The 24,867-nt window shown below is 57.2% G+C and carries 25 protein-coding genes; 6 read left to right on the top strand and 19 right to left on the bottom strand.

What is annotated here, in order from left to right:
* Positions 1-11 precede the first annotated feature (11 nt).
* The 5 genes from katE to CPJ18_RS04335 all read right to left on the bottom strand — a co-directional run bounded on the left by katE (position 12) and on the right by CPJ18_RS04335 (position 6,759).
* Positions 12-2,132 (bottom strand): catalase, encoded by a 2,121-nt coding sequence (gene katE / locus CPJ18_RS04315; protein ID WP_407026437.1) that lies wholly within the window; start codon positions 2,130-2,132, stop codon positions 12-14.
* Between the two features lie 128 nt (positions 2,133-2,260).
* Entirely contained in the window at positions 2,261-2,860 is a 600-nt protein-coding gene (locus CPJ18_RS04320) for a hypothetical protein (protein ID WP_077104130.1), read from the bottom strand.
* Between the two features lie 41 nt (positions 2,861-2,901).
* Positions 2,902-3,252 carry a PepSY domain-containing protein gene (locus tag CPJ18_RS04325; protein ID WP_167397828.1) on the bottom strand — a complete coding sequence of 117 codons (351 nt, stop codon included), beginning with the start codon at positions 3,250-3,252 and terminating at the stop codon, positions 2,902-2,904.
* Positions 3,253-3,337: 85 nt separating this feature from the next.
* Complete coding sequence (locus CPJ18_RS04330; RefSeq protein WP_103657161.1) at positions 3,338-5,635, bottom strand: FdhF/YdeP family oxidoreductase; 2,298 nt, start codon at positions 5,633-5,635, stop codon at positions 3,338-3,340.
* Between the two features lie 47 nt (positions 5,636-5,682).
* Complete coding sequence (locus CPJ18_RS04335; RefSeq protein ID WP_103657362.1) at positions 5,683-6,759, bottom strand: catalase family protein; 1,077 nt, start codon at positions 6,757-6,759, stop codon at positions 5,683-5,685.
* Between the two features lie 223 nt (positions 6,760-6,982).
* Between CPJ18_RS04335 and ku (CPJ18_RS04340) the strand changes: the two genes are divergently transcribed.
* Positions 6,983-7,774 (top strand): non-homologous end joining protein Ku, encoded by a 792-nt coding sequence (gene ku, locus CPJ18_RS04340; protein ID WP_103657363.1) that lies wholly within the window; start codon positions 6,983-6,985, stop codon positions 7,772-7,774.
* Between the two features lie 10 nt (positions 7,775-7,784).
* Here ku (CPJ18_RS04340) and ligD read toward each other — a convergent pair whose 3' ends face one another.
* Genes ligD through CPJ18_RS04355 form a run of 3 tightly spaced genes read right to left on the bottom strand, consistent with a single transcriptional unit; the run spans position 7,785 to position 11,364 of the window.
* Positions 7,785-10,265 carry a DNA ligase D gene (gene ligD / locus CPJ18_RS04345; protein ID WP_103657162.1) on the bottom strand — a complete coding sequence of 827 codons (2,481 nt, stop codon included), beginning with the start codon at positions 10,263-10,265 and terminating at the stop codon, positions 7,785-7,787.
* Positions 10,266-10,267: 2 nt separating this feature from the next.
* A complete protein-coding gene (ku, locus tag CPJ18_RS04350) occupies positions 10,268-11,101 on the bottom strand; it encodes a non-homologous end joining protein Ku (protein WP_103657163.1) in 834 nt (277 codons plus the stop codon).
* Positions 11,098-11,364: a hypothetical protein gene (locus tag CPJ18_RS04355; RefSeq protein ID WP_103657164.1), complete on the bottom strand. Its 267-nt coding sequence runs from the start codon at positions 11,362-11,364 to the stop codon at positions 11,098-11,100. Before CPJ18_RS04355 ends, ku (CPJ18_RS04350) begins: the two co-directional genes overlap by 4 nt.
* A 224-nt stretch (positions 11,365-11,588) precedes the next feature.
* Between CPJ18_RS04355 and CPJ18_RS04360 the strand changes: the two genes are divergently transcribed.
* Positions 11,589-12,986, top strand: coding sequence for a sensor histidine kinase (locus CPJ18_RS04360; RefSeq protein ID WP_167397829.1), 1,398 nt, complete (start codon positions 11,589-11,591; stop codon positions 12,984-12,986).
* 3 nt (positions 12,987-12,989) lie between these two features.
* Positions 12,990-13,355: a response regulator gene (locus tag CPJ18_RS04365; RefSeq protein ID WP_077120216.1), complete on the top strand. Its 366-nt coding sequence runs from the start codon at positions 12,990-12,992 to the stop codon at positions 13,353-13,355.
* Positions 13,356-13,603: 248 nt separating this feature from the next.
* Here CPJ18_RS04365 and CPJ18_RS26970 read toward each other — a convergent pair whose 3' ends face one another.
* From CPJ18_RS26970 to CPJ18_RS04400, 7 genes are all read right to left on the bottom strand, one after another.
* The gene (locus CPJ18_RS26970) at positions 13,604-13,783 is read right to left on the bottom strand and encodes a hypothetical protein (RefSeq protein WP_188348520.1); all 180 of its coding nucleotides are present in this window, start codon (positions 13,781-13,783) and stop codon (positions 13,604-13,606) included.
* Between the two features lie 57 nt (positions 13,784-13,840).
* A complete protein-coding gene (dps, locus tag CPJ18_RS04375; RefSeq protein ID WP_077104109.1) occupies positions 13,841-14,329 on the bottom strand; it encodes a DNA starvation/stationary phase protection protein Dps in 489 nt (162 codons plus the stop codon).
* 102 nt (positions 14,330-14,431) lie between these two features.
* The gene (locus tag CPJ18_RS04380; RefSeq protein ID WP_103657166.1) at positions 14,432-14,695 is read right to left on the bottom strand and encodes a hypothetical protein; all 264 of its coding nucleotides are present in this window, start codon (positions 14,693-14,695) and stop codon (positions 14,432-14,434) included.
* A gap of 120 nt (positions 14,696-14,815) precedes the next feature.
* Positions 14,816-16,333, bottom strand: a complete 1,518-nt coding sequence (locus CPJ18_RS04385) for a tripartite tricarboxylate transporter permease (protein ID WP_077120211.1) — start codon at positions 16,331-16,333, stop codon at positions 14,816-14,818.
* Between the two features lie 94 nt (positions 16,334-16,427).
* Positions 16,428-16,922: a tripartite tricarboxylate transporter TctB family protein gene (locus tag CPJ18_RS04390; protein ID WP_077120209.1), complete on the bottom strand. Its 495-nt coding sequence runs from the start codon at positions 16,920-16,922 to the stop codon at positions 16,428-16,430.
* The gene (locus CPJ18_RS04395) at positions 16,919-17,863 is read right to left on the bottom strand and encodes a Bug family tripartite tricarboxylate transporter substrate binding protein (protein WP_103586752.1); all 945 of its coding nucleotides are present in this window, start codon (positions 17,861-17,863) and stop codon (positions 16,919-16,921) included. Before CPJ18_RS04395 ends, CPJ18_RS04390 begins: the two co-directional genes overlap by 4 nt.
* 243 nt (positions 17,864-18,106) lie before the next feature.
* On the bottom strand, positions 18,107-19,174 hold the full coding sequence (locus CPJ18_RS04400) for an ABC transporter substrate-binding protein (protein WP_167397830.1): 1,068 nt from the start codon (positions 19,172-19,174) through the stop codon (positions 18,107-18,109).
* An 81-nt stretch (positions 19,175-19,255) separates the two neighbouring features.
* On the opposite strand from CPJ18_RS04400, the gene CPJ18_RS04405 reads away from it, so the two are divergent.
* Positions 19,256-19,936, top strand: a complete 681-nt coding sequence (locus tag CPJ18_RS04405; protein ID WP_077104206.1) for a response regulator — start codon at positions 19,256-19,258, stop codon at positions 19,934-19,936.
* On the top strand, positions 19,933-21,309 hold the full coding sequence (locus CPJ18_RS04410) for a sensor histidine kinase (RefSeq protein ID WP_103657167.1): 1,377 nt from the start codon (positions 19,933-19,935) through the stop codon (positions 21,307-21,309). Before CPJ18_RS04405 ends, CPJ18_RS04410 begins: the two co-directional genes overlap by 4 nt.
* Positions 21,310-21,351: 42 nt before the next feature.
* On the opposite strand, the gene CPJ18_RS04415 is transcribed toward CPJ18_RS04410, so the two are convergent.
* The 4 genes from CPJ18_RS04415 to hmuQ all read right to left on the bottom strand — a co-directional run bounded on the left by CPJ18_RS04415 (position 21,352) and on the right by hmuQ (position 23,784).
* Complete coding sequence (locus CPJ18_RS04415) at positions 21,352-21,732, bottom strand: hypothetical protein (RefSeq protein WP_103657168.1); 381 nt, start codon at positions 21,730-21,732, stop codon at positions 21,352-21,354.
* A gap of 100 nt (positions 21,733-21,832) precedes the next feature.
* Positions 21,833-22,717: a formyltetrahydrofolate deformylase gene (gene purU, locus CPJ18_RS04420; protein ID WP_103657169.1), complete on the bottom strand. Its 885-nt coding sequence runs from the start codon at positions 22,715-22,717 to the stop codon at positions 21,833-21,835.
* Between the two features lie 189 nt (positions 22,718-22,906).
* Positions 22,907-23,428, bottom strand: a complete 522-nt coding sequence (gene hutX, locus CPJ18_RS04425) for a heme utilization cystosolic carrier protein HutX (protein WP_103657365.1) — start codon at positions 23,426-23,428, stop codon at positions 22,907-22,909.
* Positions 23,429-23,436: 8 nt separating this feature from the next.
* Positions 23,437-23,784 (bottom strand): heme-degrading protein HmuQ, encoded by a 348-nt coding sequence (gene hmuQ / locus CPJ18_RS04430; RefSeq protein WP_077120202.1) that lies wholly within the window; start codon positions 23,782-23,784, stop codon positions 23,437-23,439.
* A 177-nt stretch (positions 23,785-23,961) separates the two neighbouring features.
* Here hmuQ and CPJ18_RS04435 point away from each other — a divergent pair, with 177 nt between their 5' ends.
* Complete coding sequence (locus tag CPJ18_RS04435; protein WP_103657366.1) at positions 23,962-24,849, top strand: heme/hemin ABC transporter substrate-binding protein; 888 nt, start codon at positions 23,962-23,964, stop codon at positions 24,847-24,849.
* The last annotated feature ends 18 nt before the right edge of the window (positions 24,850-24,867 follow it).

Below are 24,867 nucleotides of genomic sequence, written 5' to 3' on the forward strand. Positions count from 1 at the left end.
CTTTTGGTATTTTATTTTTTGGGAGGCGCAGACGCCTTGCCAAGCTTTACCGATGGCTCGCGACCCCAGACCCGCAAATCAGCGAGCTTGGATACGAAATCCGTCGGGTCTTCATCCTGCGGCAGAGCAACCACACCTTCATCGATCGCGTCCGCGATGCCTGCCTTTTGCAGCAACGGCATTGCCGATTCGACGTAACCGATGAACTTGCAGTGCTGGAAGGCATCTGCCACAAAGTCCCGCGCAGTCGCTTCATCGACCAGGTCTTCGACACCTTCCGGCGAGGTCAGCAGCGCGACCGCATCGAAGAGCACTGAAGGGCCACCATCGATCATGTGGTGAGCCTTGATCATGCTGCCATCGGAGGCTTTGACGCCACCAACCTTCGGAGCAATCAGCTCGAACACGGCTTTCTCTGCGGTAATCGCGTCTGTCAACGCCTTCAACATGCCGACATCGACGCCGTCTGTAATCAGAATACCAAGCTTGCGGCCTTCGAAACGTTTAGGGCCGTTTTCCACGATGCTGAGTGCTGGCGATGGCTCCAAATCCTGGCGGGTCGGCATGGCGGCATCGGCAGGTTTCGGCATCGACTCGAGGCCAAGCTTCTGCGCGACCGTTGCGGCCAGCGTTTCATCGATATTCAGCAAATGAGAAACCATTCGCTCGCGGATGGCAGGTATTTCGACCTTGCTGAGTTCGAAAGTCAGTGCTGCTGCGATGTGGCGCTGCTCGGCACCTGTCTGGCTGATATAGAATTGCCGCGCCTGGCTATAATGGTCGGCGAAGCTTTCAGGGCGCAGGCGTGCCTTAGTACCCTGTTCTTCCGCCGGGAAGTGACGATATCCTTGAGTGGGCGATTCCCGAGGGCCTTCGCCGTGCGAGTTCGGCTGATAATTGACCCGGCCGACAGGGTTGCGCATGGCCATATGACCATCCTGCTGGAAATGCGCAAAAGGACATTTCGGTGCATTGATGGGCAAATGGGTGAAGTTCGGACCACCGAGGCGCTTCAACTGGGTGTCGAGATAGGAGAAGTTCCGGCCCTGAAGCAGTGGGTCATTGCTGAAATCGATGCCCGGCGGCACGTTCTGCGTCATGAACGCGACCTGTTCGGTCTCGGCAAAGAAGTTGTCTGGCATACGATCCAGCACCATTCGACCGATGGCCTTTGGTGGCAGGATTTCCTCTGGGATGATCTTGGTCGGATCGAGAACGTCGAAGTCGAAGCTATCGGCAAATTCCTGATCGAAAAGCTGAACCTGCAATTCCCATTCCGGAAAATCACCTGACTTAATCGCGTTCCAGAGATCGCGGCGGTGGAAATCCGGATCGGCACCGTTGATTTTGACCGCTTCGTTCCAGGCGACAGACTGAAGACCCAGTTTTGGCTTCCAGTGGAATTTTACGAAGGTGGATTCGTCCTTGTCGTTGACGAAGCGGAAGGTGTGAACGCCGAAACCTTCCATAAAGCGCAGCGAGCGGGGGATGGTTCTGTCCGACATGGTCCACATGATCATGTTCATGCTCTCAGGCGTCAGGCTGATAAAATCCCAGAAATTGTCATGGGCCGTCTGCGCCTGCGGGAAAGCACGGTCCGGCTCCTGCTTGGCAGCATGGATGAGGTCGGGAAACTTGATGGCATCCTGAATGAAGAAAACCGGAATGTTGTTGCCAACCAGATCCCAATTGCCTTCCTTGGTATAAACCTTGACGGCAAAGCCGCGCACATCGCGCGCCAGATCGGCCGAACCCTTGTTGCCCGCAACCGTGGAGAAGCGCACGAACAGCGGCGTCTTTTCTCCCTTGCGCTGGAACAGGTCGGCCTTGGTGTATTGCGCAAGCGAATCGTAGTTTTCGAAATAGCCGTGCGCGCCATAACCGCGTGCATGGACGACGCGTTCTGGAATACGCTCGTGGTCGAAGTGGAACATCTTTTCGCGGAAATGAAAGTCATCCACCACGAGAGGACCACGGGCGCCGATCCGCAGCGAGTTCTGATCGTCGGCAACGGGGCCGCCCTGGGCGGTCGTCATGACGGGCGTGTCGCCTTCTGCGAACTGATGAAGTTCGCCGCCCTGTCCGCGTTGCATCTTCTGGTCGTGAATGGTGACGACGTCGGTGTCTTGCATCGACTTTGGAGCAGCTGGTTTCTTGGCCATGATAAAGTTCCTCATAGTTTGGACCTGAACTGCGTCAGCGCAACCCAGACATAAAAAGGCCGCCCGAAAGAGGCGGCCTTCTGAGCATTCAGTCTGGCTTAGAGGCCGGGGCGGCCGTAGCGAGTACGCTCTTTTTCGATCTGTTCGGCATTGTAGGGATCAAGCGTATCGTCAAACTTTTCCCAGCCCTGCTCGTTGTAGGCAACGCGGCGTTCAGCCGGATCGACCCAGTTTGAGCGCTTGAGAATGGCTTCGGCTTCAGGCACGAGACCGTCATCAACCTTTGCGGTGACGATGGTGCCGCCGCGGCGAACGCCCTCTGCGTAGACATGGGCATCTTCTTCAGACACGCCATTGTCTGTCATCGCACCGACAATACCGCCCGCTGCACCACCTGCGACAGCACCAGCAACGGCACCTGCGGCAGTGGCTGCAAGCCAGCCGGCGGCAACAACCGGGCCAACGCCTGGAATAGCCATGATGCCAAGGCCGGTCAAAAGACCGCCAGCGCCACCGACGACTGCACCAATGCCAGCGCCGGTGCCAGCACCTTCAGCGGCTTTGGAATCATCGTGGTGGTTGTTGGTGTTGTTGGAAACGATGCTGATGTCATCGGATGGTACACCAGCAGATTCCAAGGCAGTGACTGCCGAGCGTGCGTCTGAATGGTCGTCGAAAAGTCCAGTAATGGTTTTCATATCAAATTCCTCGAATTTCGTTGACGTCACTGGTTGCGACGTTACTTGGCGACGACGTTGCCCTGGTAATCCAAAGCGATCATGACAGCCTTGCCGTCCTTCATGCCTGCAGCCATCCAGATGCCCTTGTCGTCCTTCTTGAGGTCCTTGACATCGGAATAACCGGCTTCTTCGATGCGGGTCTTGGCCTGCTCTTCGGTGAAGCTGTTAGCGCCTTCTACAGGTGCAGTCGGGTTCTTGGTGTCAGGTGTGGCGACTGCTGGTGTCTTGCCGTCAGTGCTCGTCGCTGGGGCAGATGTGGCTGGGGCAGTCGTTGTAGGTGCGGTGGTCTGGGCAGCAGCCGTCAGGGCAGTAGCGCTCAACAGCGCTGCTGCAAGAATGAACTTCTTCATGGTGATTTCCTCTCATGCGGACCGTTCTTCACAGCTCCGTGGCTCAATAACCGTCCGCCAGACCATTCGTTCCATATTAGTGAAATTAAATGGACTTTGATGGCTGTCCGGTCTCGATCCTGACAGGGATCGCCTTGGAGGCTGGCGTCTTGGAGAGCTCGTCATGATGATCTATGGAAATCAACGTGTTGGCTTCGGGGTAATATGCGCCGATCGTGCCTCTGGGCAGGTTATGGGTGCGCACGGAGAGGCCACCGAGCTCGCGTCGTTTGCCATCTTCGAAATCGCTGACAAGCGTGATTTTCTGGCCCTCATGCAGGCCGGCTGCGGCCATATCCTGCGCGCACATCAGGACCACGTCTCTGGTGCCTTCGATGCCACGGAAGCGGTCGGAATAACCATAGATCGTCGTGTTGAACTGGTCGTTCGAGCGCATCGTGACCAGGCGGAAGCGTCCGTCGGCGTCGTCAAAGGACAGAGCATTCAGCCGGTGCGGCGCGGTAAACACAGCCTTTTTCTCATCCGTATTCCAGATGCGCTTATGGGCGTTGTTGCCGCGATAGAAGCCGCCGGGCTGGAACATGCGGGCGTTATAGTCTTTGAAATCCTTAGGGTAGGTGAATTCGATCAGGTCGCGAACGAGGCCGTAATTTCCTGTCCACTCATCCCACTTCAGTTTCGGATTGGGAGCCAGCGCAGCCTTTGCGATACTTGTTACGATTGCCAGCTCGCTTTTGAGGTGAGCGGATGCGGGCGTTCTTTTGCCCAAAGAGCCGGAGATATGAGAAAAGCTGTCTTCCGTCGTCACGGCCTGCGGTCCCGTCGCCTGACTGTCTATCTCCAACCGAGACAGGCAAGGCAGGATATAGGTGTTTGCACCTGGGAAGAGATGGCTGCGGTTCAGCTTGGTGGAGATCATGACCGTCAATTCCTGACGGCTCCATGCCTGCTCCATGTCCTTCTGGTCCGGCACGGCGCGCACCAGATTGCCGCCGAGACAGATGAAGGCTTTGATACTGCCCGCCATCAACCCTTTCACGGCATCGACAATCGTCGTGCCGTCTTCCATGGGTGGATCGAAGTCGAACAATTGTTTCAGCTTGTCCATGGGGATCAGCTTGGTCTTTTCGGCTATGCCGACAGTGCGTTGCCCCTGCACATTCGAGTGACCGCGCACCGGACAGCAGCCAGCCCCTTCACGACCGATATTGCCCCTCAGAAGCAGCAAATTGACCAGCATGGCAACGTTGAGCGCACCCTGAGAATGTTGCGTCAGCCCCATGCCATAGACGCCAATGACACGCTCGGACCGAACGTAGATGTCGCCAGCGCTGCGTAGAGCTGCTTCGGTAAGACCGCTTTCCCGTTCGATGTCTGGCCAGCCCGTGTCGCGGACAGATTGAATGAATTTATCGAAGCCAACCGTGTGTTCCGCAATGAAGTCGACATCGATGACGCGCTTACCGGCATTGGCTATCGCTGCATCGTCCGCCTCCATGACCACCTTGCACAGGCCCAGTATCGCGGCGATATCGCCTCCGGCCTTCACTTGCAGATACTCGTCGGAAATCGTCGTTTCATGACCGGTCAGCATATCGACCGGGCTTTGCGGGTTCACGAAGGACACCAATCCCTGCTCCACGACAGGGTTGAAGGTGACGATATGCGCACCACGCTTCTTCGCTTCCTGGAGTGGATGCAGGAAACGAGGGCTGTTGGAGCCGGGGTTCTGGCCGAAGAAAAAGAAGGCATCCGCCTTTTCGAGATCTTCCCAGACAATGGTTCCCACTGGCGAGCCGATGACCTTGTTGAGACCGACCGACGTCGTTTCGTGGCACATGTTGGAACTTTGGGGCAGATTGTTGTTGCCATAAGCGCGGGCCATCAGCGCATAGAGATAGGACGCTTCGAGCCCGGCGTGGCCTGACGAATAGAACACCGCGCTTTCACGCGGCAGCGCTTTCAGCCGTTGACCGATATCGGCAAAGGCTTCCTCCCAATCCACTTCGACATAGCGGTCAGTCTGGTGGTCGTAGCGCATGGGATGGGTGAGGCGGCCGGTTTTTTCCAGATCATGGTCTTTCCAGTCGCGAAGCTCCGCAACTGTATGGTCGTTCCAGAAATCCGGCGTGCATCGTGCACTGGTCAAATCCGATAGCGTGGCTTTCGCACCGTTTTCGCAAAACTCGAACGGGTGGTAGTTAGCGGGCTTTGGCCAGGCGCAGGACACGCACATGACCCCGCCTGGTTTGTTGAGATGCGCCAACGTATCGAGTGCGGCAGGGGTGGGCCAGTTCTCGCCGTAGATGCGGGCGATCGATTTGACCGATCCCCAACCACCGGACGGGCCTTCGGATTCGGGATTGGGGATTTGGTCTGCCATTTTATCGATCCATCATTCTGGAGAAAGAGTGCGCGTTTTTGAGCCCGTTATTCTTGGGGCTCATGGATGGGACAGCGGTTGAAACCTGCACGAAACTGCGACGAGTGCTGGTAGGTGTCTTTTCTGGCTCGGTTGATATTGCCCAGTGGCCGGTGTGCCGCGAGGCCGGTCCAGACACTGAAGCGCATCTCTTCATCGACCTTGCGAACATTGTCGTCACTCCAACTGTCTTGCGGCGCGGCGCTGACCTTTGCGACGGTGATGAAGGGCGCGTCCTGTTCATCCCATTCGACCGTGGGGTCCTCGATCGGTTGTTTTTCCAAATAGCGACAGAGCTGAACCTGAAACAGCCACTCGCCAGCGGTGTCACGCATTTCTGCCTGCACCGTGTCTCGGATTGCGTTGTCGCCGATGCTGGTGTCGATCTCCCGGCCCGTCAGCTCCACAAGACCGTGGGCAACCGGTTTCAGGCGAAACTTCGCGACATAGTCGCCATACAGAAATGGCGTGACGCTGAAATAGGTCTCGCCCAACGGGTCGATATTGGGTGCGCCGCCCAGAGATTGGACCGCGGAACTCGAGATGCCGACAGCTTCCAGCGCGCTGTTTACGCCCTGCAACACGCTGGAGAGAACCTTTTTGGTTCCTTCCATGCGGTCCGTCGTTTTTGCAAGCAGTTTCAGATTGCCGTGAAATTTTTTGGCGTCTGGAGCCTGGAAAACGGGGCCGTTGACCATTACGAAATCCTGCGTTTCGCCCTCTGCGTCCTCGATGCGGGTGCCTTGGACGCCGACGACTTTCATCGCCAGACCGCGCGGTAGAGAAATGGCATCGGGCAGAATATCACCGGCATTGGTGGAGAGGCGCAGATAGACTTTGTAGCTGCCCGGCGAGGCGAAAAGTCCTTGAGCCAATTCCGGCGTCAGTCCGTCCTCAACGGTCATCGTTCCCTCCAGAATGCCATGGGACTTTGCGTGGACGGAGCGGACGGCGTGACCGTAGTCCTCGGCGGTTCGTGTCAAGATGACATCGAAGGTTTCGTTGAGATCGGCGATGACCTGCTTCTCGTCAGGCTTGATCTCTTCCAAATCGGCGCTGTAGCGGACAGGCTGTGGTGTCGTCATGATGGAAGTCTCCATTGCGGGAAAAGGAAGAAATTTGGGATGCGACGGCCTCGAGCGGGCGCGTTTCTCAATTCTAACAACGGCGACTTCCTTATTGTTCCAACAGCCTCGTTTGCGGGCGCTGACACTCACGCAACTGTGTGAGGTGATGTTTTCGTTGGGACGGGCAACGATGTTGGCGCTGCGTCGTTTAGGACACGCGCCAATGAGGGAGTTCACGGTCATGCCACGTCACGTTTTCTGGAAAGGGCACTTACGGCTCTCCCTCGTCACGGCGGCCGTTTCCCTGACGCCGGCGACTACTGAGAGCGCGAAGGTCAGATTTCACATTCTGAACCGCAAGACGGGCAACCGCGTCGAAAGCCACTACGCTGACAGCACGACGCATCGCCGCGTTGCCGATAAAAATCAGGTCAAAGGATTTCCCAAGGAAGATGGCGGTTTCGTTTTGCTGGAAGACGACGAGATCGACGCCGTCGGGTTGGAAAGCACCAAGACCATCGATATCCAGACCTTCGTTCCCGCAGGCTCCATCGACTGGATCTGGTACGACCGTCCGCATTTTCTAAAACCAGAAGACAAGATCGGTGCTGAGGCCTTCGGCGTTATCAGGGACGCGATGAAGGCCAACAATGTCTCGGGCATAGCGCGGCTGGTGATCTATCGCAGGGAACATGCCGTTCTGCTGGAGCCCGCGGGCAATGGCATCATTTTATGGACGCTGCATTATGCCGATGAGGTTCGCGAGAGTATGGATACGCTTGAGCCCAAACAGAAACTCGATTCCGATCTGCTTTCGCTGCTTGAAAAGCGGATCGAGGACAACACGATTGCGTGGAAACCTTCGGTCACTCAGGACAAGGTTCAGAAGAAGATCAAGGCGCTCCTCAAATCCAAGGAAAAGGGGAAAACAACGTCGAAATCAAAATCCGCGCCTGTCAAAAAGAGTGGCGGAAACGTCATCAACATCATGGACGCCCTCAAGAAGAGCCTCGCTTCCGAAAAGCGAGGCTAAGCGATTTCCGCTATTTAGGCAGCGGCCTGGCGGCATCGAAAAAGCCGCTCCATGGGTCATGCTTCATGGCGGCCAGACGCGGCGCGATGTTGCTGACGGTGAAATAATCCGGGCTTATCTCGTCCGACAATTCCGACCATTCCAGCGGCATGGAAACAGCAGCTCCGGGCCGTGCCCGTGAGGAGTGGGGGGCAACGGCGGTGTTGCCGCGCCCGTTGCGAAGATAGTCGATGAAGATGCGACCGGGCCGCTTGGACTTGGTCGAGACGGCGATGAATTTATCCCCATCATCCTTCGCCATGCTGACAGCCATGGCTTTGGCGAAGGCCTTGACCGCCGTCCATCCTGCCTGTGGCTTGAGAGGACTGACGACATGAAGCCCCTTGCCACCCGATGTCTTTACGAAGGCCGCCAGCCCGACGTCCTCAAAACGCCGCTTCAGCTCAAGTGCTGCACCGATGACATCGCTCCAGGTCACGTCCTCACCCGGATCGAGATCCATGGTGATCATGTCGGGCTTTTCCCAGCTGCGCGTGGTCGCGCCCCAGGGGTGAATTTCCAGCGCTGCCGACTGTACCAGTGCCATCAGCCCGTCGAAGTCGGTGATGCGGATCAGCGGCTCGCCCTGCTTATCCTTGGGATCGGTAATCTGCCCGATGGCTTTGTTGGTGCCGCGCCACGGGTGTTTCTGGAAAAAATGCGGTCCGTCGATACCATCCGGGCAGCGAACGAGGGCCAGCGGCCTGTCTACGATGTAGGGTGCCATCAGGTGCCAGACCTGCGCGTAATAATCGGCGAGACCTTCTTTCGTCACGCCGTCCTTCGGCCAATACAGCCGTTCCGGGTGGCTAAAGGTCACGCTGGTTTTGGGAACAGGCTTTGCGGAACTTTGCGCATCCTCGCGATGGATATCTTTCGCATCCTTGTCCTCTCGAATGCCCCGAAACGATGCGTGGCGCAGGTTGCCATCGGCAGACCATGTGCGAAACTCCACTTCCGCAACGATATCAGGCTTCACGAAAATCAGATCGCGCTTGGCCAGCGCCGTCAGCTTGTCGGCGAAGGGGCTTGATTTTTCCGTCAGGGGGTTCAGCGTCTGAAACAGTTTTTCCGCGACATCCGCCGTAAAACCGGTGCCGGCGCGTCCGACGTGGTGAAAACCGTCTTTATCGTAGACGCCGAGGGCCAGCGAACCGATGGCCTGATCCGAGGTGGATGACAGCGTGAAGCCACCGATGACGAACTCCTGACGGCTGGAGCATTTGGACTTTACCCATTGCCCCTTGCGTCCTGAAAGGTATTTGCTGCTTTTCTGTTTGGAGATCACACCCTCGAGGCTGAGGCGGCAGGCGTGATCAAGGATCATGTCGCCGTTTTCCTCGAAATGCTCGCTATATCTCAAGGCAGCATCGCCGGATGGCAGCAGCTTTTCGAGGAGATGCTTGCGCTCGATCAGCTCCCCGTTTTGAAGGCTTTGGCCATCCAGATGCAACAGATCGAAGGCGTAATATCGGAAGCGGTCCGTTCGACCGGCGCTCAAGTCCTCTTGCAGAGCTGAAAAGTCCGATGCGCCATTGTCGCGTTCCACAACAATCTCTCCATCGAGTATCGCATTTTGAACGGGAAGCTTGCTGAACGCCTTGACGACCTGGGGGCCAAACTTTTCCGTCCAGTCCAACCCGCTGCGGGTCAGAAGCGACACTTTGCCATCATCGATCCGAACCTGAACGCGGTAACCATCGAATTTGATTTCGTGCAGCCAGCGGTCGCCTGCGGGTGGCTTGGGTTTGAGGGTTGCAAGGGCAGGCGGGATGAAATCCGGTAGCGCTGCCTTGCGTGCGCCTTTTGGAAAATCATGCGTCTGCTTCGCTCCCGCAGTGGCCTTGGCCTTTTTGCTGACCGGCTTCGAATTCCACGTATCATCGGGTTTTGCGGCCACGTCTTTGATGCCGCGCCCAGATTTGATGGAGTTGGGCTCCTCGACCAGAATATCCTTGTCACCCTTGGTGCGGGCTTCTTCGTCCTCGACCTTGATCAGGAGCCAGTTTTCGCGGGTTTCGCCGGGTTTACCGTGCATACGAACCAGATGCCAACGACCTCTCAGCTTCTCGCCATCGAGATCGAATTCCAGATGGCCTTTCTTGTAGCCTTTTTTGGCATCACCAACCGGGCGCCAGGTTCCCTTGTCCCACAGGATCACCGTGCCGCCGCCATATTGACCCTTGGGTATGACGCCTTCGAATTCGCCGTAGCTCAAGGGGTGGTCTTCCACATGGACCGCAAGCCGTTTGTCTTCTGGGTCAAGGCTGGGGCCACGCGTCACCGCCCAGCTCTTGAAAACACCGTCCATTTCCAGTCGGAAGTCGTAGTGAAGCCTGCGGGCATCGTGTTTTTGTATGACGAAGGACGACCCCTGATCCTCGCTCTTGGTGCCGCGTGGTTCTGGCGTCTGGTCGAAGCGGCGCTTGGCGTTGTAGCTTTGCAGGCCCATGGTCAGCTCGCTTTTTTCGTTTTGGTGGCCGGCTTCTTGGCGGTTTTTTCAATGGCACCCTTGTCTCCGGCTGCACTGCGGCGCAGAGCCTCCTTCAGGTCGACGACATTGTCGCGTTTTTCCTCGATGGGTTTCTTGATTGGGCGACCCTCGATCTTGGCTTTGACCAGTTCCGCCAAGGCGTCGTTGTAACGATCGGCATAGGCCGCGGGATCGAATTTTCCGGCCCGTTTCTTGATGATGTGGCTGGCAAGTTCCAGCATTTCATCATCGAACTTCATGTCTGGAATGGATTTGAAGGTGGTGTTCTGCGAGCGGACCTCATAATCGAAACTGAGGGTCGTCGCGATCAGTGCCTTGCCGTGCGGGCGGATGATGAGGTTGCGGTTGCGGCGAAACAGCACGGCCTCCGCAATTGCGACCACATTTTGCCGCTGCATGGCCTGTGCTAGCAGGCTGAGTGCATCCTCTCCATCTCCGTCGGTCGCTGCGAGGAAATAGGGCCGGTCGAAATAGAGCTTATCTATGTCGTCGCAGGCAATGAAGTTCTCGATGTCGATGACCTTGTTGCTGTCGGGCATGAGTGCTGCGATTTCGTCACCTTCAACGATGACGTGGTCGCCATTGTCGAGTTCAAAGCCTCTGACCTGATCAGACTTGTCGACCTGCTCGCCGGTATCACTATCGACATATTGCCGCTCGACGCGGTTGCCGGTCTTTCGATTGACGATATTGAACGAGATTTTTTCCGACGAGGTGATGGCCGAATACAGCCCGACCTCGCAGGCGAAATCACCAAATTTGATGTGGCCTTTCCAGCTTGCCCGGCGTGTCATGAGTGTGCACCCCCACGCCCGGTTTCAAGCTGTAGATGCTTGAGTGAGCTGTCGATCATTTGCATGTCCTCGGCGGTAACGACCGGAATGGGATCGGAGGCCATGGCTTCCAGAACTTCCGGTGAAAGCCCACCATTGCGCATCACCCATTCCATCGCCTCACGCGTCTCACGTTCCGCTCTCAACTGCGCGTGGAGCGCCAGTATCAACCGGTCCCTGACGTCATAGGTTTTATGATCTTGCTTCTTCGGTACGCGTGACATGAACCGCTCCTGCGCAATATGGCTAGACTGCTGTTGTCATTCCAATGGCTATTCTAACGTCTCCAAGGGGCCGTCGTTCCATGGCCTGGACATTGCGCGGAACCAAACGCGATCAGCCGAGTTGTTGCGCTGGGGCATTAGGACGTACGGGGATAGCTTTGAATTTTGTAGGCGGCGGCGAATGCGGAAATTTGTTCCGGAATTTTGCTTGGGATGACAGCCCTTTGGGCACCCCTGATGCATGGCCGGTCGAACTTCAAACGCTTGTCAACGTCATGCTTGGCTCTTTGCAGCCCATGTTGATCGTGTGGGGTCCGTCGCAAATTACCCTCTATAATGACGGTTATGCCGCGATGTGCGGAAATCGCCATCCTGCAGCATTCGGTCATCCGTTTCGTGATCTTTGGTACGACATCTGGGACGCCGTCGATCCCATCATTTCCGCCGCCTATGCTGGGCAAGGCACGTCGATGGACGACATAGAGTTCATCATGTATCGCAAGGGTTATGCGGAGGAAACGCATTTCTCGTTTTCCTATACGCCTGTTCGAGATCAATCGGGCGTGGTGCTGGGAATGTTTTGCGCCTGTTCCGAAATCACCGGCGAGATCATCGTTCGTCGCGAGCAGAAAAGCCTTCAAGAAAAGCTTCTGCAAATATTCGAAATGTCACCTGCGGGCATCGCCACGTTGGGTGGTCCCGACCACATCTTTGAATTTGCGAATGAAGAATATTATTCGATGATCGGCATTGGCCGGGACATCATCGGAAAATCCGTTGCCGAGGCTGTGTCCGAGGTTGTCGATCAGGGCTTCATCGATCTTCTCGATACCGTCTATAAAACGGGAGAGCCTTTCGCAGCGCGTGCTGTTCCCGTTGAGCTTAATCGCGGACCTGATGGTGAGAAGCAGAAGCGTTTCATAGACCTTGTGTATCAGGCAATGCGCGCGCCCTCTGGTGAGATTATGGGCATATTGGTCCAGGCGCAGGATGTGACGGAGCGGCTGGCCGAGCAGAAGCACCGGGAATTGATATCGCACGAGCTTGGCCACCGCCTCAAGAATCAGCTCGCCATGGTGCAGGCGATCGCATCTCAAACGCTGCGTTCCGCAGAGAGCCTGGATTCGGCCCGGAAAATACTCTCGGGTCGCATTGGCGTTTTGAGTGCGGCACATGATACGGTGATCCAGGGCGGTTTGGGAACGTCCAATGTTCATAAGCTGGTCAACCAGATGCTCGAAGTTCACGACGATCCCATGGCGTCACGGTTTACAGTTTCAGGAGCCAATCTGCGCGTCGGCTCACGCCCGTCCCTGTCTCTTTCGTTGATTCTGCATGAGCTGGCCACGAATGCGGTTAAATACGGAGCTCTCTCGGTGCCGGATGGCAAAGTGGATATCAGTTGGCACATCACCGGAGAGGCCAAAGACAGGTTCGAACTCGTTTGGACGGAAACCGGTGGCCCGGAGGTCGCCGCACCGGAACGTGTCGGTTCTGGTTCCCGGCTTATCAAGGCAGGTCTTGCCGGTGCCGCCAATGGGCGTGTTGATATTTTGTACGAAGCCTGCGGTCTGCGCTGCGTTATTTCGGCAGATCTGACCAGTTTTCAGCAGGAGCATTGATCGATGCAACCGCGACTTCTCATCGTTGAAGATGACGGGCTCATTCGCCTTGATCTGGTTGATATGGTCTCGGATCTAGGTTTCCTGGCAGAAGAAGCGGCGACAGCCGATCAGGCAGTTGAAATGCTGGAAACCGAAGACCGGATCGATGCGATCTTGACGGATATCGATATGCCCGGATCGATCAACGGTCTGGGGTTGGCAAATGTGGCGCACCGGCGCTGGCCGGATATCAAAGTCGTCGTCATTTCCGGCAGATACGATCCCGCCGAAGGGGTGTTGCCACCGGGCGCGATTTTTCTGACGAAGCCGGTCTCGCCCGACCTCATCGAAAAGGCACTTCTAGACGTCGGCATAGCCTTCCCCTGACCACTGACGATGCCTTCAACGACGCTTATCTTCATGCGGCATCCTGACGTTGTGACATGAAAGTAACGGCTGCAACCAGACTCTTGTCTAGGCAAAATAATCATTGAAAATTCGTTAAAATCTGATTCGACACGCGATTCGATCAGGTGTAATAAATAATCGTTCAAGGAATGAGTACAGATAACTCGCATCTTTCGGGAGGATGGGCCTTGTCTTACGTGGCTTTTCAACGTGTGGGTACACAGTTGTCACCCCAACAGGTCACTGATCTTCAGACGATATTCGATGGCGTTTGTTTTGAGTGCCTTGAAGATCGGAGCAGTCCGGTGGCCAATGAGTGCGCGGCAGTTCTGATTAGAAGCGCCCAGCGTGGCATTCTCGATCACGACATGCTGCGTGATATCGGTAAAGCGGTTATGCGCCGCCACTGATCCAAGACATGGAAAAGTTCAAGCGCCCGGTTGCCCGGGCGCTTTTGTGTTGGGTCAGCTTTTTTCCTGAACGTGGGCTTCAAGGAACCAGAGCGATTTATCCAAATCTCGTGACGCTGCCGTAAAGATGTCGGCGGTGTTCGGATCGCCTGCATCATCCGCTTCATCGATTGATTTGCGAATGAGATTAGCAACATCACCATAGCGTTCGATCAACTCATCGAGGTGATCCTGAGTTTTGAAGATATCCGTTGGATAGGCCTTCAGCTTGGATGTCGACGTGACCGACTGCACGCTGCCAAGGGCAGTGCCACCCAGCTGCACGGCGCGTTCCGCAATGGTGTCGCTATGCTTATCGAGCAGGGTGCGGAATGTGTCCAGCAGTTCGTGGATCGCGATAAATTGCGGTCCCTTCAGGTTCCAATGGGCCTGTTTCGTTACCAGCGACAGATCGATGACGGAAGCCAGAGCTTCGTTCAAGAGCCCTATGACCGTTGCCTTGGTATTGGATGGTAGATCGTTTCGGGTCTTGTGGGTTCTCATGTTGTTCTCCTGAAACGCGATTATATTTTGGTTTTTTAAACGTCCGGGAAATCAACGGGTAGGAGCGGTAGTCGTTCCATCATCCGCGGTTGCAAATATATGTTAATTGTCTGTTGGGGGGTCGCTTATAATTTCGCGGTCGAGAAGCGTTAAGGACCTGTCCGGTTCGATGCGATAGGTTTCATGGGCTCGTCGGCCGTCCTGCATAACGAACTCGTGGCTGAAGGTGCTGCCGACAGGAGACTTGGTTAGTTTTGTTCGGGGCTGGCCGCCATAGGTGATGCTACCGGGAATGGGCTCGATAGCGGAGGCGCCGGTTGTGCAGGACGCGAGCGCCAAGACGAGCAGCAGAGCGAATTTGCGCATGATGTCTTCCCTAAAAAGGTGATATCCTACTAAAACGAACTGCAACCTTTTCCGTTCCTGATATAAAAAAGCCCCGCATCCTTTCGAATGCGGGGCAGGCCCTTGGGAGGGAGCTCTTTATCAGTCTTCGTTAGCAGCAAGCTGCGTCAACACCTGGCCGCGACCGCGAATACGCATGATCAGCGGGATGATAAATGCTGCGGCAGCGACGGCGAACAGGCCAACGGCAATCCACGACGTGAACAGCACCGATGGATCACCCTGACCGATGGCCAGTGCGCGGCGCAATTGCTGTTCGGCCAGCGGCCCGAGGATGAGGCCGACGACGGCAGGTGCAATCGGATAGCCGAAGATGCGCATGATATAGCCGAGGATACCGAAGGCCAAGAGCATGCCGAGTTCGAACACGGACGGGTTCGCGCCGATGGTGCCGAGCGTTGCAAACAGCAGAATGCCAGCATAGAGCCATGGCTTTGGAATGGTCAGCAGCTTCACCCACAGGCCGATCAGCGGCAGGTTGAGAACCAGCAGCATGAGGTTGGCGATGAACAGGCTGGCGATCAGACCCCAGACGAGCTGCGGGTTGGTCGCAAACAGAAGCGGGCCGGGCTGAAGGCCGAACTGCTGGAAACCGGCGAGCATGATGGCAGCCGTCGCTGTTGTCGGCAGGCCGAGTGTCAGCAGTGGCACCAGCGTACCGGCGGCAGATGCGTTGTTGGCCGCTTCAGGGCCGGCAACGCCTTCGATGGCGCCGTGGCCGAATTCTTCCGGGTGTTTGGACAGCTTCTTTTCCGTTGCGTAGGACAGGAAGGTGCCGATTTCAGCGCCGCCCGCTGGCATTGCGCCAATCGGAAAGCCGATCAACGTGCCACGAAGCCATGGCTTCCACGACCGTGCCCAGTCCTGTGCGCTCATCCAGACCGAACCCTTGACGGCCTCGACCTTTTCGTCACCGCTCTGGCCCTGTGCGACGATGAACAGGGTTTCACCGATAGCGAACATGGCCACCGCGAGCGTTGTGACTTCCACGCCATCGAGCAGGTCGGGGATGCCGAAGCTCATACGCGTCTGGCCGGTCAACTGGTCGATACCGACGATGGCGAGCGCAAAGCCGATGAACAGCGAGGTGAGACCGCGAAGCGCCGAGTCACCGAAGGCCGACGACACGGTAACGAAGGCGAGAACCATCAGCGCGAAATATTCGCGTGGGCCGAAAACCAGCGCCAGCTTGACGATGTAGGGTGCCACGAAGGCCAGCGCGATGGTCGCAATCAGACCCGCCACGAAGGAGCCGATGGCGGCTGTGGCAAGGGCGGGACCGCCGCGCCCGGCGCGGGCCATCTTGTTGCCCTCCAGTGCGGTTACGATGGACGCACTTTCGCCGGGTGTGTTGAGCAGGATCGATGTGGTCGAGCCGCCATACATGCCGCCGTAATAGATACCGGCAAACATGATGAGCGAACCGGCAGGATCGAGCTGGTAGGTAACGGGCAGAAGCAGCGCGACGGTCAATGCCGGGCCGATGCCGGGCAGAACGCCGACGGCGGTGCCGAGCGTGACGCCAATCAGCGCATAAAGAAGGTTCATCGGTTGCGCAGCAACAGCGATGCCTTGCAGCAGAAAATCAAAAGTGCTCATGGACAGTTGTCCCCCTGTCGGGTGAAGTCTTTGCTGCGCTTAAAATGCGGGCACCAAGGCTTCATGTCTTGTTGTTTATCGAGTGGATCGGCCGTCAGAAGAACAGCCGCTCCAAGGGTCCAGCAGGCAGCGACAGTTGCAGCAGCTGTGCAAAGATCACCCAGATGACGAAGCTGAAAACGATACCGATGGGGATCGAATACCAAAGCTTGCGTTTGCCGAAGGCGCGGGCCGTAAAGGCAAAGAGCAGGCCGGTGGCAATCGAGAAACCGGCGATGTTCAGCAGCAGCATCTGTGCGGCAAGGCCTGCGATGACCCAGAAGACCGGTCCCAGTTCCTGCTTGTCGCGGGTCGGAAACTCGTTGCGCCATGCTTCAAAGCCGGTCCAGATGGCCAGACCGACAAGACAGAAGGCAATGGCGTAAGGAACGGTTGCCGGGCCGACCGGAGAATAACCGGTGACGCTGGCAAGGCGGGCCGAATCCCAGAAGATCACAGCTGCAACGACCACGAGAAAGACGGCGATGCCGAACGCCGCCCAATCAGGGCGGCGCTTTGTGGGTTGGGAAGGGGATGAACCCTGGCTCATTTTACCAGTCCGATGTCTTTGAGGATGGCTTCTGTCGAGGCGGTGTCCTTTGCAAGCTGTTCCTTGAAAGCGTCACCGGCAAGATAGGTGTCCATCCAGCCCTTGGTCTTCAGCGTTTCCTGCCACTTTGCAGACTTCGCCAGCTTTTCGACATCGGCGCTGACGGCCTTTTCCTGTTCAGGCGTCAGGCCTGGAGGGGCCGCAACCATGCGCCAGTTCTGGATCACGACGTCGAGGCCGCTTTCCTTCAGCGTCGGGGCATCGATGCCTTCGATCTTGGCTTCGCTGGAGATGGCGAGAAGGCGAACGGTTCCAGACTTTACCTGGCTTTCGAATTCGCCATAGCTGGAGATACCGGCAGTCACCTGTGCGCCGAGGATGGAGGCCAGAGCCTCACCGCCGCCGGAGTAAGCGATGTAGTTGATCTTGGTTGGATCGACGCCCGCAGCCTTGGCAATCAGGCCAGCCGTGATGTGGTCGGTGCCGCCAGCAGAACCGCCGCCCCAGGAAACGCTACCCGGGTCTTTCTTGAGCTGTTCGACCAGTTGACCGATGTTCTGGATCGGCGACGAGGCCGGAACGACGATGACTTCGTATTCACCGGTCAGACGCGCAATCGGCGTGACGTCCTTAAGCGTAACCGGAGCCTTGTTCGTGAGGATAGCCCCAACCATGACATAGCCGCCGACGATCAGCGCGTTGGGATTGCCCTTCTGCTGGCTTGCGAACTGCGCAAGGCCAATGGTGCCACCGGCGCCGGGAACGTTCTGAACCTGGACGCGCTTCGAAATGCCGTCTTCCTGCAGCACGCTCTGCAACGAACGTGCCGTCTGGTCCCAGCCACCGCCGGGGTTTGCAGGAGCAATGATGGTGTAATCGGCTGCTGCTGCCGGAAGTGCGATTGCGCCAGCGAGTAGCGAAGCGATGAAGAAATGCTTCAAAGTGAACCCTCCTTGTATGCCATTCGGCATGTTGTGATGATAGCGGAAGGGGCGCACATGGCCGACATCGAGGGCTGCACTTGAGCAACCGGACAACGATCTGTCGGATGAGACTTCCTCCCGCTTCTTCAGTCCGCCTCCACGGATGAACGAAGAATTGCACAGCACCACAGAAAGCTGTCATCTAACTGACGCTTGGCAATTCCTCAGCGCATTTACTGTCTATTAATTTTTGAAATCCGTCTACTGGGCGCGTAAAGCTTCGTTCCAGCGCTCGATTATGCGGGCGCGCTTGACCTGATCGAGATAAACCATCAGCCCCGGACTGACCGGCACCGGTCGCAATTGTGCGCCGTGGATGGCCTGCATCATGTTGGCGGTGTTCTCACCCGCCACGTCAGGGCTGACCGCCGGTATCTGCAACTGCCGCGCCATAATGGTCTGGCCTTCTTTCGACATGAAGAATTCCAGATAGCGACGGCCAAGCTCCGCATTCCTTGCCGCCTGCGGCACCAGCCCGATGCGCGACATGACGACGGTATAGTCCTTGGGTAGCACGATGCCGACATCGGGATGGCGCGAGGCCCAATCCGCCGCGTAGGAGCCGAGGATGTTATAGCCCAGCACGAAGCGACCATCCGAGATGCGTTCCAGAATGGCGGAGCTGGTGGAATAGACTTTTACCCCCGCCGTGCCCATGCTCTTGATGACATTCCAGATATCGCTGAACTGTTCTTGATCCCGAGACATGAACAGGAAGCCGACGCCGGAGCGCTCTATGTCGTAAGTCGCGATGCGCCCATGCACGTCCTTGGCATGGCGCTCCAGATAATCCACGAATTCGGCGCGGCTGGCCGGTGGCTTTTCGGTCTGGAAGCTGGGCTTATGGTAGACGAAGACTGCGGGTTCGAAGGTCAGCGCATAGGCTGTGTTGCGCCAGTTGGCCCAGGCGGGCCAGCGTGCGCTCATCGGCAGATCGGAGCGTTGGGCGTAACCGTCATTGCTGAGTTTGACCTGCAGGTCCATGGCGGAGGAAAAGGCGAAATCAGCGGTTTTTTCGCCCGCATCCGTTTCCCGCACAATGCGATCGTAGATTTCGCCGGTCAGCATATCCTCGTAGGAAACCGCCACATCCGGGTTCGCCCTTTGGAAACCTTCGATCATGGGGGTGGCGAGCGGTTCGTCCAGAGACGAATAGACCACGAGCATTTCCGCATCTGCCTTACCTGATAGGGCAGGGAAAAGCATCTGCTGCGCCTGCAAACAGGTGGCGGCAGTCAAGAAAAGACAGAGGGACAGAAGAATACGCATGGAAAAGATCATGCCGCAGGCCCTTGCCATTCACAAGACGGGAAGGCTTGGATAAATTTGATCCAAATGGAGGGCGTCTGCTTGCGAATTTTGCTGGTGGAGGACAATCAGGTTTTATCGGAGGGCTTGTCGGCGCTGTTGCGCGGAAGCGGCTATGCCGTGGATGTGGTGTCCGATGGTGCGTCTGCCGATGCCGCCATCGCTGCCGAAAATTTCGATCTCGTTATTCTCGATCTCAACCTGCCGGAAATGGACGGCATCGATGTGCTGCGTTCAATGCGCGCCCGGCAGGACAAGGCGGCGGTGCTGATCCTCACGGCCCGCGGCACACCGGAAGAGCGGGTAAAGGGGCTCGACCTCGGTGCCGATGATTACATGATAAAGCCCTTCGACATTACCGAATTCGAGGCGCGGGTTAGGGTGCTTTTGCGCCGTAACGCGGGTTTGCGCTCGTCGCTGGTCAGCTTCGGCAAGGTGTCGTTCGATCTGACATCGCGCACGTTTACCGCCGATGGCAACCCTTTGGATATTCCCGCCCGCGAAGTGGCGTTGTTGGAAGTCCTGTTCATGCGCGCCGGGAAGGTGGTGGCCAAGGAAGCCATCGTGCAATCGCTGACCGGTTTCGATGACGAGTTGTCCGGTAATGCCATCGAGCAATATGTCAGCCGCCTGCGCAAACGCCTTGGCCCGCATGGGCTGACGGTGAAGACGGCGCGGGGCATTGGTTATTATCTCGAAAAACTGCCGGAGATGGCGGAATGAAGCAAGCCGCCTATTCGCTGAGGCGGCGTCTGCTTGGCTGGCTTCTGATTTCCACAGCCATCATCGGCTGCATCGCGCTGGCCGATACCTATCGCGAAGCGATCAACACCGCCAATATCGTCTCCGACCGCGTATTATCAGGCTCTGCGCTTGCCATTGCCGAGCGTGTCGTTGTGTCAGAAGACGGTTCGCTCGAGGTCGATATTCCCTATGTGGCGCTGGAAATGCTGACCTCGGCGGCGCAAGACCGGGTATTCTACCGGGTCAACGGGCCGAATGGTCAGTTTTTGACGGGCTATCAAAACCTGCCTTCTGTGGACAAGGCACGCAGCGATGCGCCGATCTTCGTGGACGCCGAATTTCGTGGTGAGCCCATTCGTGTCGCGGCCATCGAACGGTTCGCATCGACCGGAGTCAATTCCGTGCCATTCACGGTGACGGTGGCGGAGACCACGATTGCGCGAAGTCGCCTGGCACAGGCCATTATTCTGCGGTCCGCGTTGCGGCTTCTGTTCATGATCGTGGGTGCCGCCATCATCGTATGGATTGCGGTAACGATTTCATTACGCCCGCTTTACCGGTTGAGTGAGGCAATCGATGAGCGCAGCCCCAATGACCTGCATCCCATACGGCAATCGGTGCCTGTTGAGGTCGAGAACCTCGTGGAAACCGTCAATTCCTTCATGGTGCGGCTGCAATCGGCGCTGGATGCGCTGCGGCATTTTACCGGCAATGCCAGCCATCAGCTCAGGACGCCGCTGGCTATCATCCGCACTCAGCTTGCGCTGTCCGCGCGGGCATCTACCTTGCAGGAGGCGCAGGCCGCAGCGCATAAGGGTGATGCATCGGTGGCGCACGCCGAACATATTCTGGCGCAGCTTTTGCGCATGGCCAATATCGATGCGGCGGGATCAGGTGAAAAGCAAAGGCTTGTCGACGTCGATCTCGTATCGCTGGCACAGTCTGTTACTGCCGATTACGTGCCTGTTGCCGCAGAGGCGGGGATCGATCTCGGCTTCGAGCTGATTGAAACAGCCAGCATCCCGGCAGACCCGCTTTTGCTGGGCGAGTTGCTCGGCAATCTCATCAGCAATGCAATCGCCTATGCAGGCCAAGGTGCGGAAGTGACCGTGAGGGTCGGAAAGGTCGATGGCGTCGCTTTTCTGGAGGTGGAGGACAACGGTCCTGGTATCTCGGCGGAAAAGCGCGATGTGGTGCGGCAGCGTTTTGCAAGAGGCGATGGCAATGCAGCTCCCGGCGCGGGTCTGGGGCTTTCGATCGTCGAGGAAATTGCGACACTGTTCAAAGGGCGTCTGTCGTTGGAAGACGGTGCTGGGGGGCGTGGGTTGAAGGCAACCGTTCGTTTTTCGTGAAGCGGCGCATGAATGCGCCGCCTCCTGTCATCGCAGGCAATGCTACTCGTTAATCTTGTCGATCAACTGCATCATGATGTCAGCGCAAGCCTTCATGGGCTCGTCGTCGGCACATTTGATGTCAATCTTGGTTTCACCCTGCTCGATGCGGAAATGCGCACCCTTGGATGGTGGCGGCATCATCATGCGCTCACGCGGCCCGCCGTCTCTTGGACCACCATCTTTCGGACCCCAATGGCCGGGTGGCGGTGGAGGAGGGGCATCGGCTCTCGGACCCGCACCTGGTGGCGGCGGTGGGGGAGGCGGCGCATCAGCCTGTTGACCGGCATCCGGCGCACCTGGAGGTGGCGGTGGTGGCTGCTGGGCAAACGTCGAACCTGCCGCGAGGAAAAGCGCGGCACTGGCAATAATCAGTTTTTTCATGAGGGAGACCTCTGTGTTTGACAACGTGAAAGGAACGGTCAGTCAGGCGGTCGGTTGCTCCCGGGCGAAAATAAAGTTCAAGATTCTCATCGGTAAAAAATTACCCCATCCGCTCCGAAGCGTAGGAGCCGGGGCTTGGTGGGAAAACGACTGTGCGGTTGCCGTTGATGAAGGTGCGGTGGTGGATGTGGGCGTGGATGGCGCGGGCCAGAACCTGGCTTTCGACATCGCGACCCAGCGACACGTAATCTTCCGCAGACTGCGCGTGAGTGACGCGGACTGTGTCCTGCTCGATGATCGGGCCTTCATCGAGATCTGCGGTGACATAGTGGGCCGTTGCGCCGATCAGCTTCACGCCGCGCTCATAGGCCTGCTTGTAGGGGTTGGCACCCTTGAAGCTGGGCAGGAAGGAGTGGTGGATGTTGATGATGCGGCCGGACATTTTGCGGCACATCTCATCCGAGAGTACCTGCATGTAGCGGGCCAGCACGACCAGTTCGGTGCCGCTTGTGTCGATCAGGTCCAGCAACTGTGCTTCGGCTTTAGGCTTGTTGTCCTTGGTTACCTTGATGTGGTGAAAGGGAATGTCGTGATTGACGACGACCTTCTGGTATTCGAAATGGTTGGAGACGACCCCTACGATATCGATCGGTAGCGCGCCGATCTTCCAGCGGTAGAGCAGGTCGTTCAGGCAATGGCCAAAACGTGACACCATCAACAGCGTCTTGGTCCGCTCGCCATCGCTATAGATATTGGCCTCCATGCCGAATTCCGTGGCAATCGGCGCAAAGCCGGCCTGCAAGGCTTCCATACTCTGGCCTTCCTCGGAGATGAAGGAGACGCGCATGAAGAATTTGCCGGTTTCGAGGTCATCGAACTGGGAGCTATCGACGATGTTGCAACCCTTGCCCGCCAGATAACCCGAGATGGCGGCGACGATGCCGCGCTTGGATGTGCAGGCCACGGTCAAAACATAGGTCGTCATAGGCTTTCCCTCATCATGTGTCGCAACGGCCTATAGCGTAGGTCGAGAGTGGCGCAAAGCGCTCTCGTGTTTTACCAAGGCTTTGAATTGATAGGGCATGATGGGAGGGGCAAGACATGCCGGAAGCGACATTCGATGTTCAAAGGAAAAGCCGCTACCGAAATGATAGGTAGCGGCTTCACGTGTTCGTCAGGCGAGGAAGCTGTCGCGCAGCGCTTCGAACTTCGAAAGCTGATCCGCCAGCAATGCCTTGTTCTCATCTCGGCGCACGAACAGCTTGAACATGGCGCTGCCGCCCGCATTCATGAACCACACGGACAGTGACCGGCGTCCGTGAAATTCTCGATCAATGAAGGTGATCGAGGCACAGTTGTCTTTCTTGATATGCCCGCCGATGGGGCTATCACCATGAATGTTGAACCAGCCATGCCCCTCCGTTCCCTCGGGAAGATGGCCGGGAACCTCGAAGACGATATCCGGCGTCTGGACGATCATCAGGACTTCGCCCCAGGAGCGCAACTCGGTCCAGATGTCATTGAACTTTTCCGCAGGTGCTGAAACGGCCGCACCATGCGGTAACAGAGCCAGAATTTCCGCTGGCGTCACCTCTGCTTTGGTGGCAATGGCTTCCACCACACCATCGGGCTTTTCCGCAAGGGCTGCCTTGGCGCGCTCAAGCCGCTCGTCGTTGTTTTCGGCAACGGCACTCATGGTCATGATCAAGCCGCAACCGGACGGTCTTGCCCGTCCTTGTCTTCATGGATGATGACGTCGAAGCCTTCGAAATGCGGACCGGAGAGGTATTCGACCTTTCCGCGATTGTTGCCGGCATTGGCGTGGGCCGCGCGGAACTGCTCGGACTTCGTCCAGGCGGTGAAATCGTCCTTCGTCGCCCAGACGGTGTGGGAGGCGTAAAGCGTGTGGTCGTCGGCCTTGGCACCCTTCAGCATATGGAATTCCAAATAGCCGGGCATTTCGGCCAGATGACGCTTGCGGTCACGCCAGATGGTTTCGAACGCTTCTTCAAAGCCCGGCACGACACGGAACCGGTTCATGGCAATAAACATCGATAGTCTCCCTTAAATTTCCGGCACCAGTCATAGCCCCGCTGCCCATGAAGACCGAAATATAAAAGATAACGAAAATAGTCAACTTATCGGATTGTGCCAAAAATAAAGATGTGTAATGAACTCAACTTATCTGGCATGCAGACTGTGGCGTGCCGCATTGTTCAGGATCAAAAGATGTCGCTTTCACTTCGCTCAATCGCTTTCGGCACCGTTCTTCCAGTGGCGCTGGCTCTCGTCCCTCACGTCGGCATGGCATCGGACAAGGGTAATCCAGAGGCGAAGCGGATTGTCGCGGTCGGCGGCACGGTGACGGAAATTCTTTATGCGCTGGGTGCCGGAGACCGCATCGTCGCGCGGGACTCGACCAGCAGTTTTCCAGCCGAAGCGTTGGCGAAGCCCGATGTCGGTTACATGCGCGCGCTGTCTTCGGAAGGCATTCTATCGCAGAAACCTGACCTCATTTTGTCAGAAGACGGCTCCGGTCCTGCCGACGTAATCGGCATTTTGAAGGCGAGCGAAGTGCCGATGGTCACTGTCGATACCCCACCGGAAGGCAGCGCCATTGCCAAGAAAATCGAGGATGTGGGCGCGGCTGTAGGGCTTGAGGACAAGGCGAAAGCACTCGCAACACAGGTCAATTCGGATCTGGCAGCGCTGTCCATGGACGTTGCTGCGGTTGGCGACAAAAAGAAGCGGGTTCTCTTCGTTCTGTCCACCGCAGGCGGGCGCATCATGGCGGCAGGCAAGGATACGGAAGCCGCCGCTATCATCGAGATGGCTGGTGGCATCAACGCTGCCGAAGAGATTACCGGCTACAAGCCACTGACAGACGAGGCAGTCATTGCCGTGGCCCCCGATGTGGTCCTGACCATGCAGCGCGGCAACCACGCGGAAAATCCCGATCAGGTCTTTGCACTTCCCGCCTTCCAGTCCACTCCCGCCGCTGCCTCCAAATCGCTGATCAGCATGGATGGTCTGTATCTGATCGGCTTTGGTCCGCGCACGCCTGCCGCCGGTCGTGAACTTGCCTCCAAACTTTACCCGGAGATTGTAAAGCCGTGAGCGCGTTGGCTGTGACCG

Origin of the sequence: Agrobacterium rosae (assembly GCF_002915175.1) — a bacterium.
Classification (GTDB): Bacteria; Pseudomonadota; Alphaproteobacteria; order Rhizobiales; family Rhizobiaceae; genus Agrobacterium; species Agrobacterium rosae.

What these genes read in the sequence shown, in the direction of transcription:
- CPJ18_RS04410 (WP_103657167.1), top strand. Translation starts at nt 19,933, where the DNA reads ATGAAGCAAGCCGCCTATTCGCTGAGGCGGCGTCTGCTTGGCTGGCTT.
- CPJ18_RS04320 (WP_077104130.1), bottom strand. Translation starts at nt 2,860, where the DNA reads ATGAAAACCATTACTGGACTTTTCGACGACCATTCAGACGCACGCTCG.
- hutX (WP_103657365.1), bottom strand. Translation starts at nt 23,428, where the DNA reads ATGAGTGCCGTTGCCGAAAACAACGACGAGCGGCTTGAGCGCGCCAAG.
- CPJ18_RS04335 (WP_103657362.1), bottom strand. Translation starts at nt 6,759, where the DNA reads ATGACGACACCACAGCCTGTCCGCTACAGCGCCGATTTGGAAGAGATC.
- ku (WP_103657163.1), bottom strand. Translation starts at nt 11,101, where the DNA reads ATGACACGCCGGGCAAGCTGGAAAGGCCACATCAAATTTGGTGATTTC.
- CPJ18_RS04365 (WP_077120216.1), top strand. Translation starts at nt 12,990, where the DNA reads ATGCAACCGCGACTTCTCATCGTTGAAGATGACGGGCTCATTCGCCTT.
- hmuQ (WP_077120202.1), bottom strand. Translation starts at nt 23,784, where the DNA reads ATGTTTATTGCCATGAACCGGTTCCGTGTCGTGCCGGGCTTTGAAGAA.
- CPJ18_RS04435 (WP_103657366.1), top strand. Translation starts at nt 23,962, where the DNA reads ATGTCGCTTTCACTTCGCTCAATCGCTTTCGGCACCGTTCTTCCAGTG.
- CPJ18_RS04415 (WP_103657168.1), bottom strand. Translation starts at nt 21,732, where the DNA reads ATGAAAAAACTGATTATTGCCAGTGCCGCGCTTTTCCTCGCGGCAGGT.
- CPJ18_RS04355 (WP_103657164.1), bottom strand. Translation starts at nt 11,364, where the DNA reads ATGTCACGCGTACCGAAGAAGCAAGATCATAAAACCTATGACGTCAGG.
- CPJ18_RS04400 (WP_167397830.1), bottom strand. Translation starts at nt 19,174, where the DNA reads ATGCGTATTCTTCTGTCCCTCTGTCTTTTCTTGACTGCCGCCACCTGT.
- ku (WP_103657363.1), top strand. Translation starts at nt 6,983, where the DNA reads ATGCCACGTCACGTTTTCTGGAAAGGGCACTTACGGCTCTCCCTCGTC.
- purU (WP_103657169.1), bottom strand. Translation starts at nt 22,717, where the DNA reads ATGACGACCTATGTTTTGACCGTGGCCTGCACATCCAAGCGCGGCATC.
- CPJ18_RS04330 (WP_103657161.1), bottom strand. Translation starts at nt 5,635, where the DNA reads ATGGCAGACCAAATCCCCAATCCCGAATCCGAAGGCCCGTCCGGTGGT.
- CPJ18_RS04385 (WP_077120211.1), bottom strand. Translation starts at nt 16,333, where the DNA reads ATGAGCACTTTTGATTTTCTGCTGCAAGGCATCGCTGTTGCTGCGCAA.
- CPJ18_RS04325 (WP_167397828.1), bottom strand. Translation starts at nt 3,252, where the DNA reads ATGAAGAAGTTCATTCTTGCAGCAGCGCTGTTGAGCGCTACTGCCCTG.
- katE (WP_407026437.1), bottom strand. Translation starts at nt 2,132, where the DNA reads ATGCAAGACACCGACGTCGTCACCATTCACGACCAGAAGATGCAACGC.
- ligD (WP_103657162.1), bottom strand. Translation starts at nt 10,265, where the DNA reads ATGGGCCTGCAAAGCTACAACGCCAAGCGCCGCTTCGACCAGACGCCA.
- CPJ18_RS04380 (WP_103657166.1), bottom strand. Translation starts at nt 14,695, where the DNA reads ATGCGCAAATTCGCTCTGCTGCTCGTCTTGGCGCTCGCGTCCTGCACA.
- CPJ18_RS04390 (WP_077120209.1), bottom strand. Translation starts at nt 16,922, where the DNA reads ATGAGCCAGGGTTCATCCCCTTCCCAACCCACAAAGCGCCGCCCTGAT.
- dps (WP_077104109.1), bottom strand. Translation starts at nt 14,329, where the DNA reads ATGAGAACCCACAAGACCCGAAACGATCTACCATCCAATACCAAGGCA.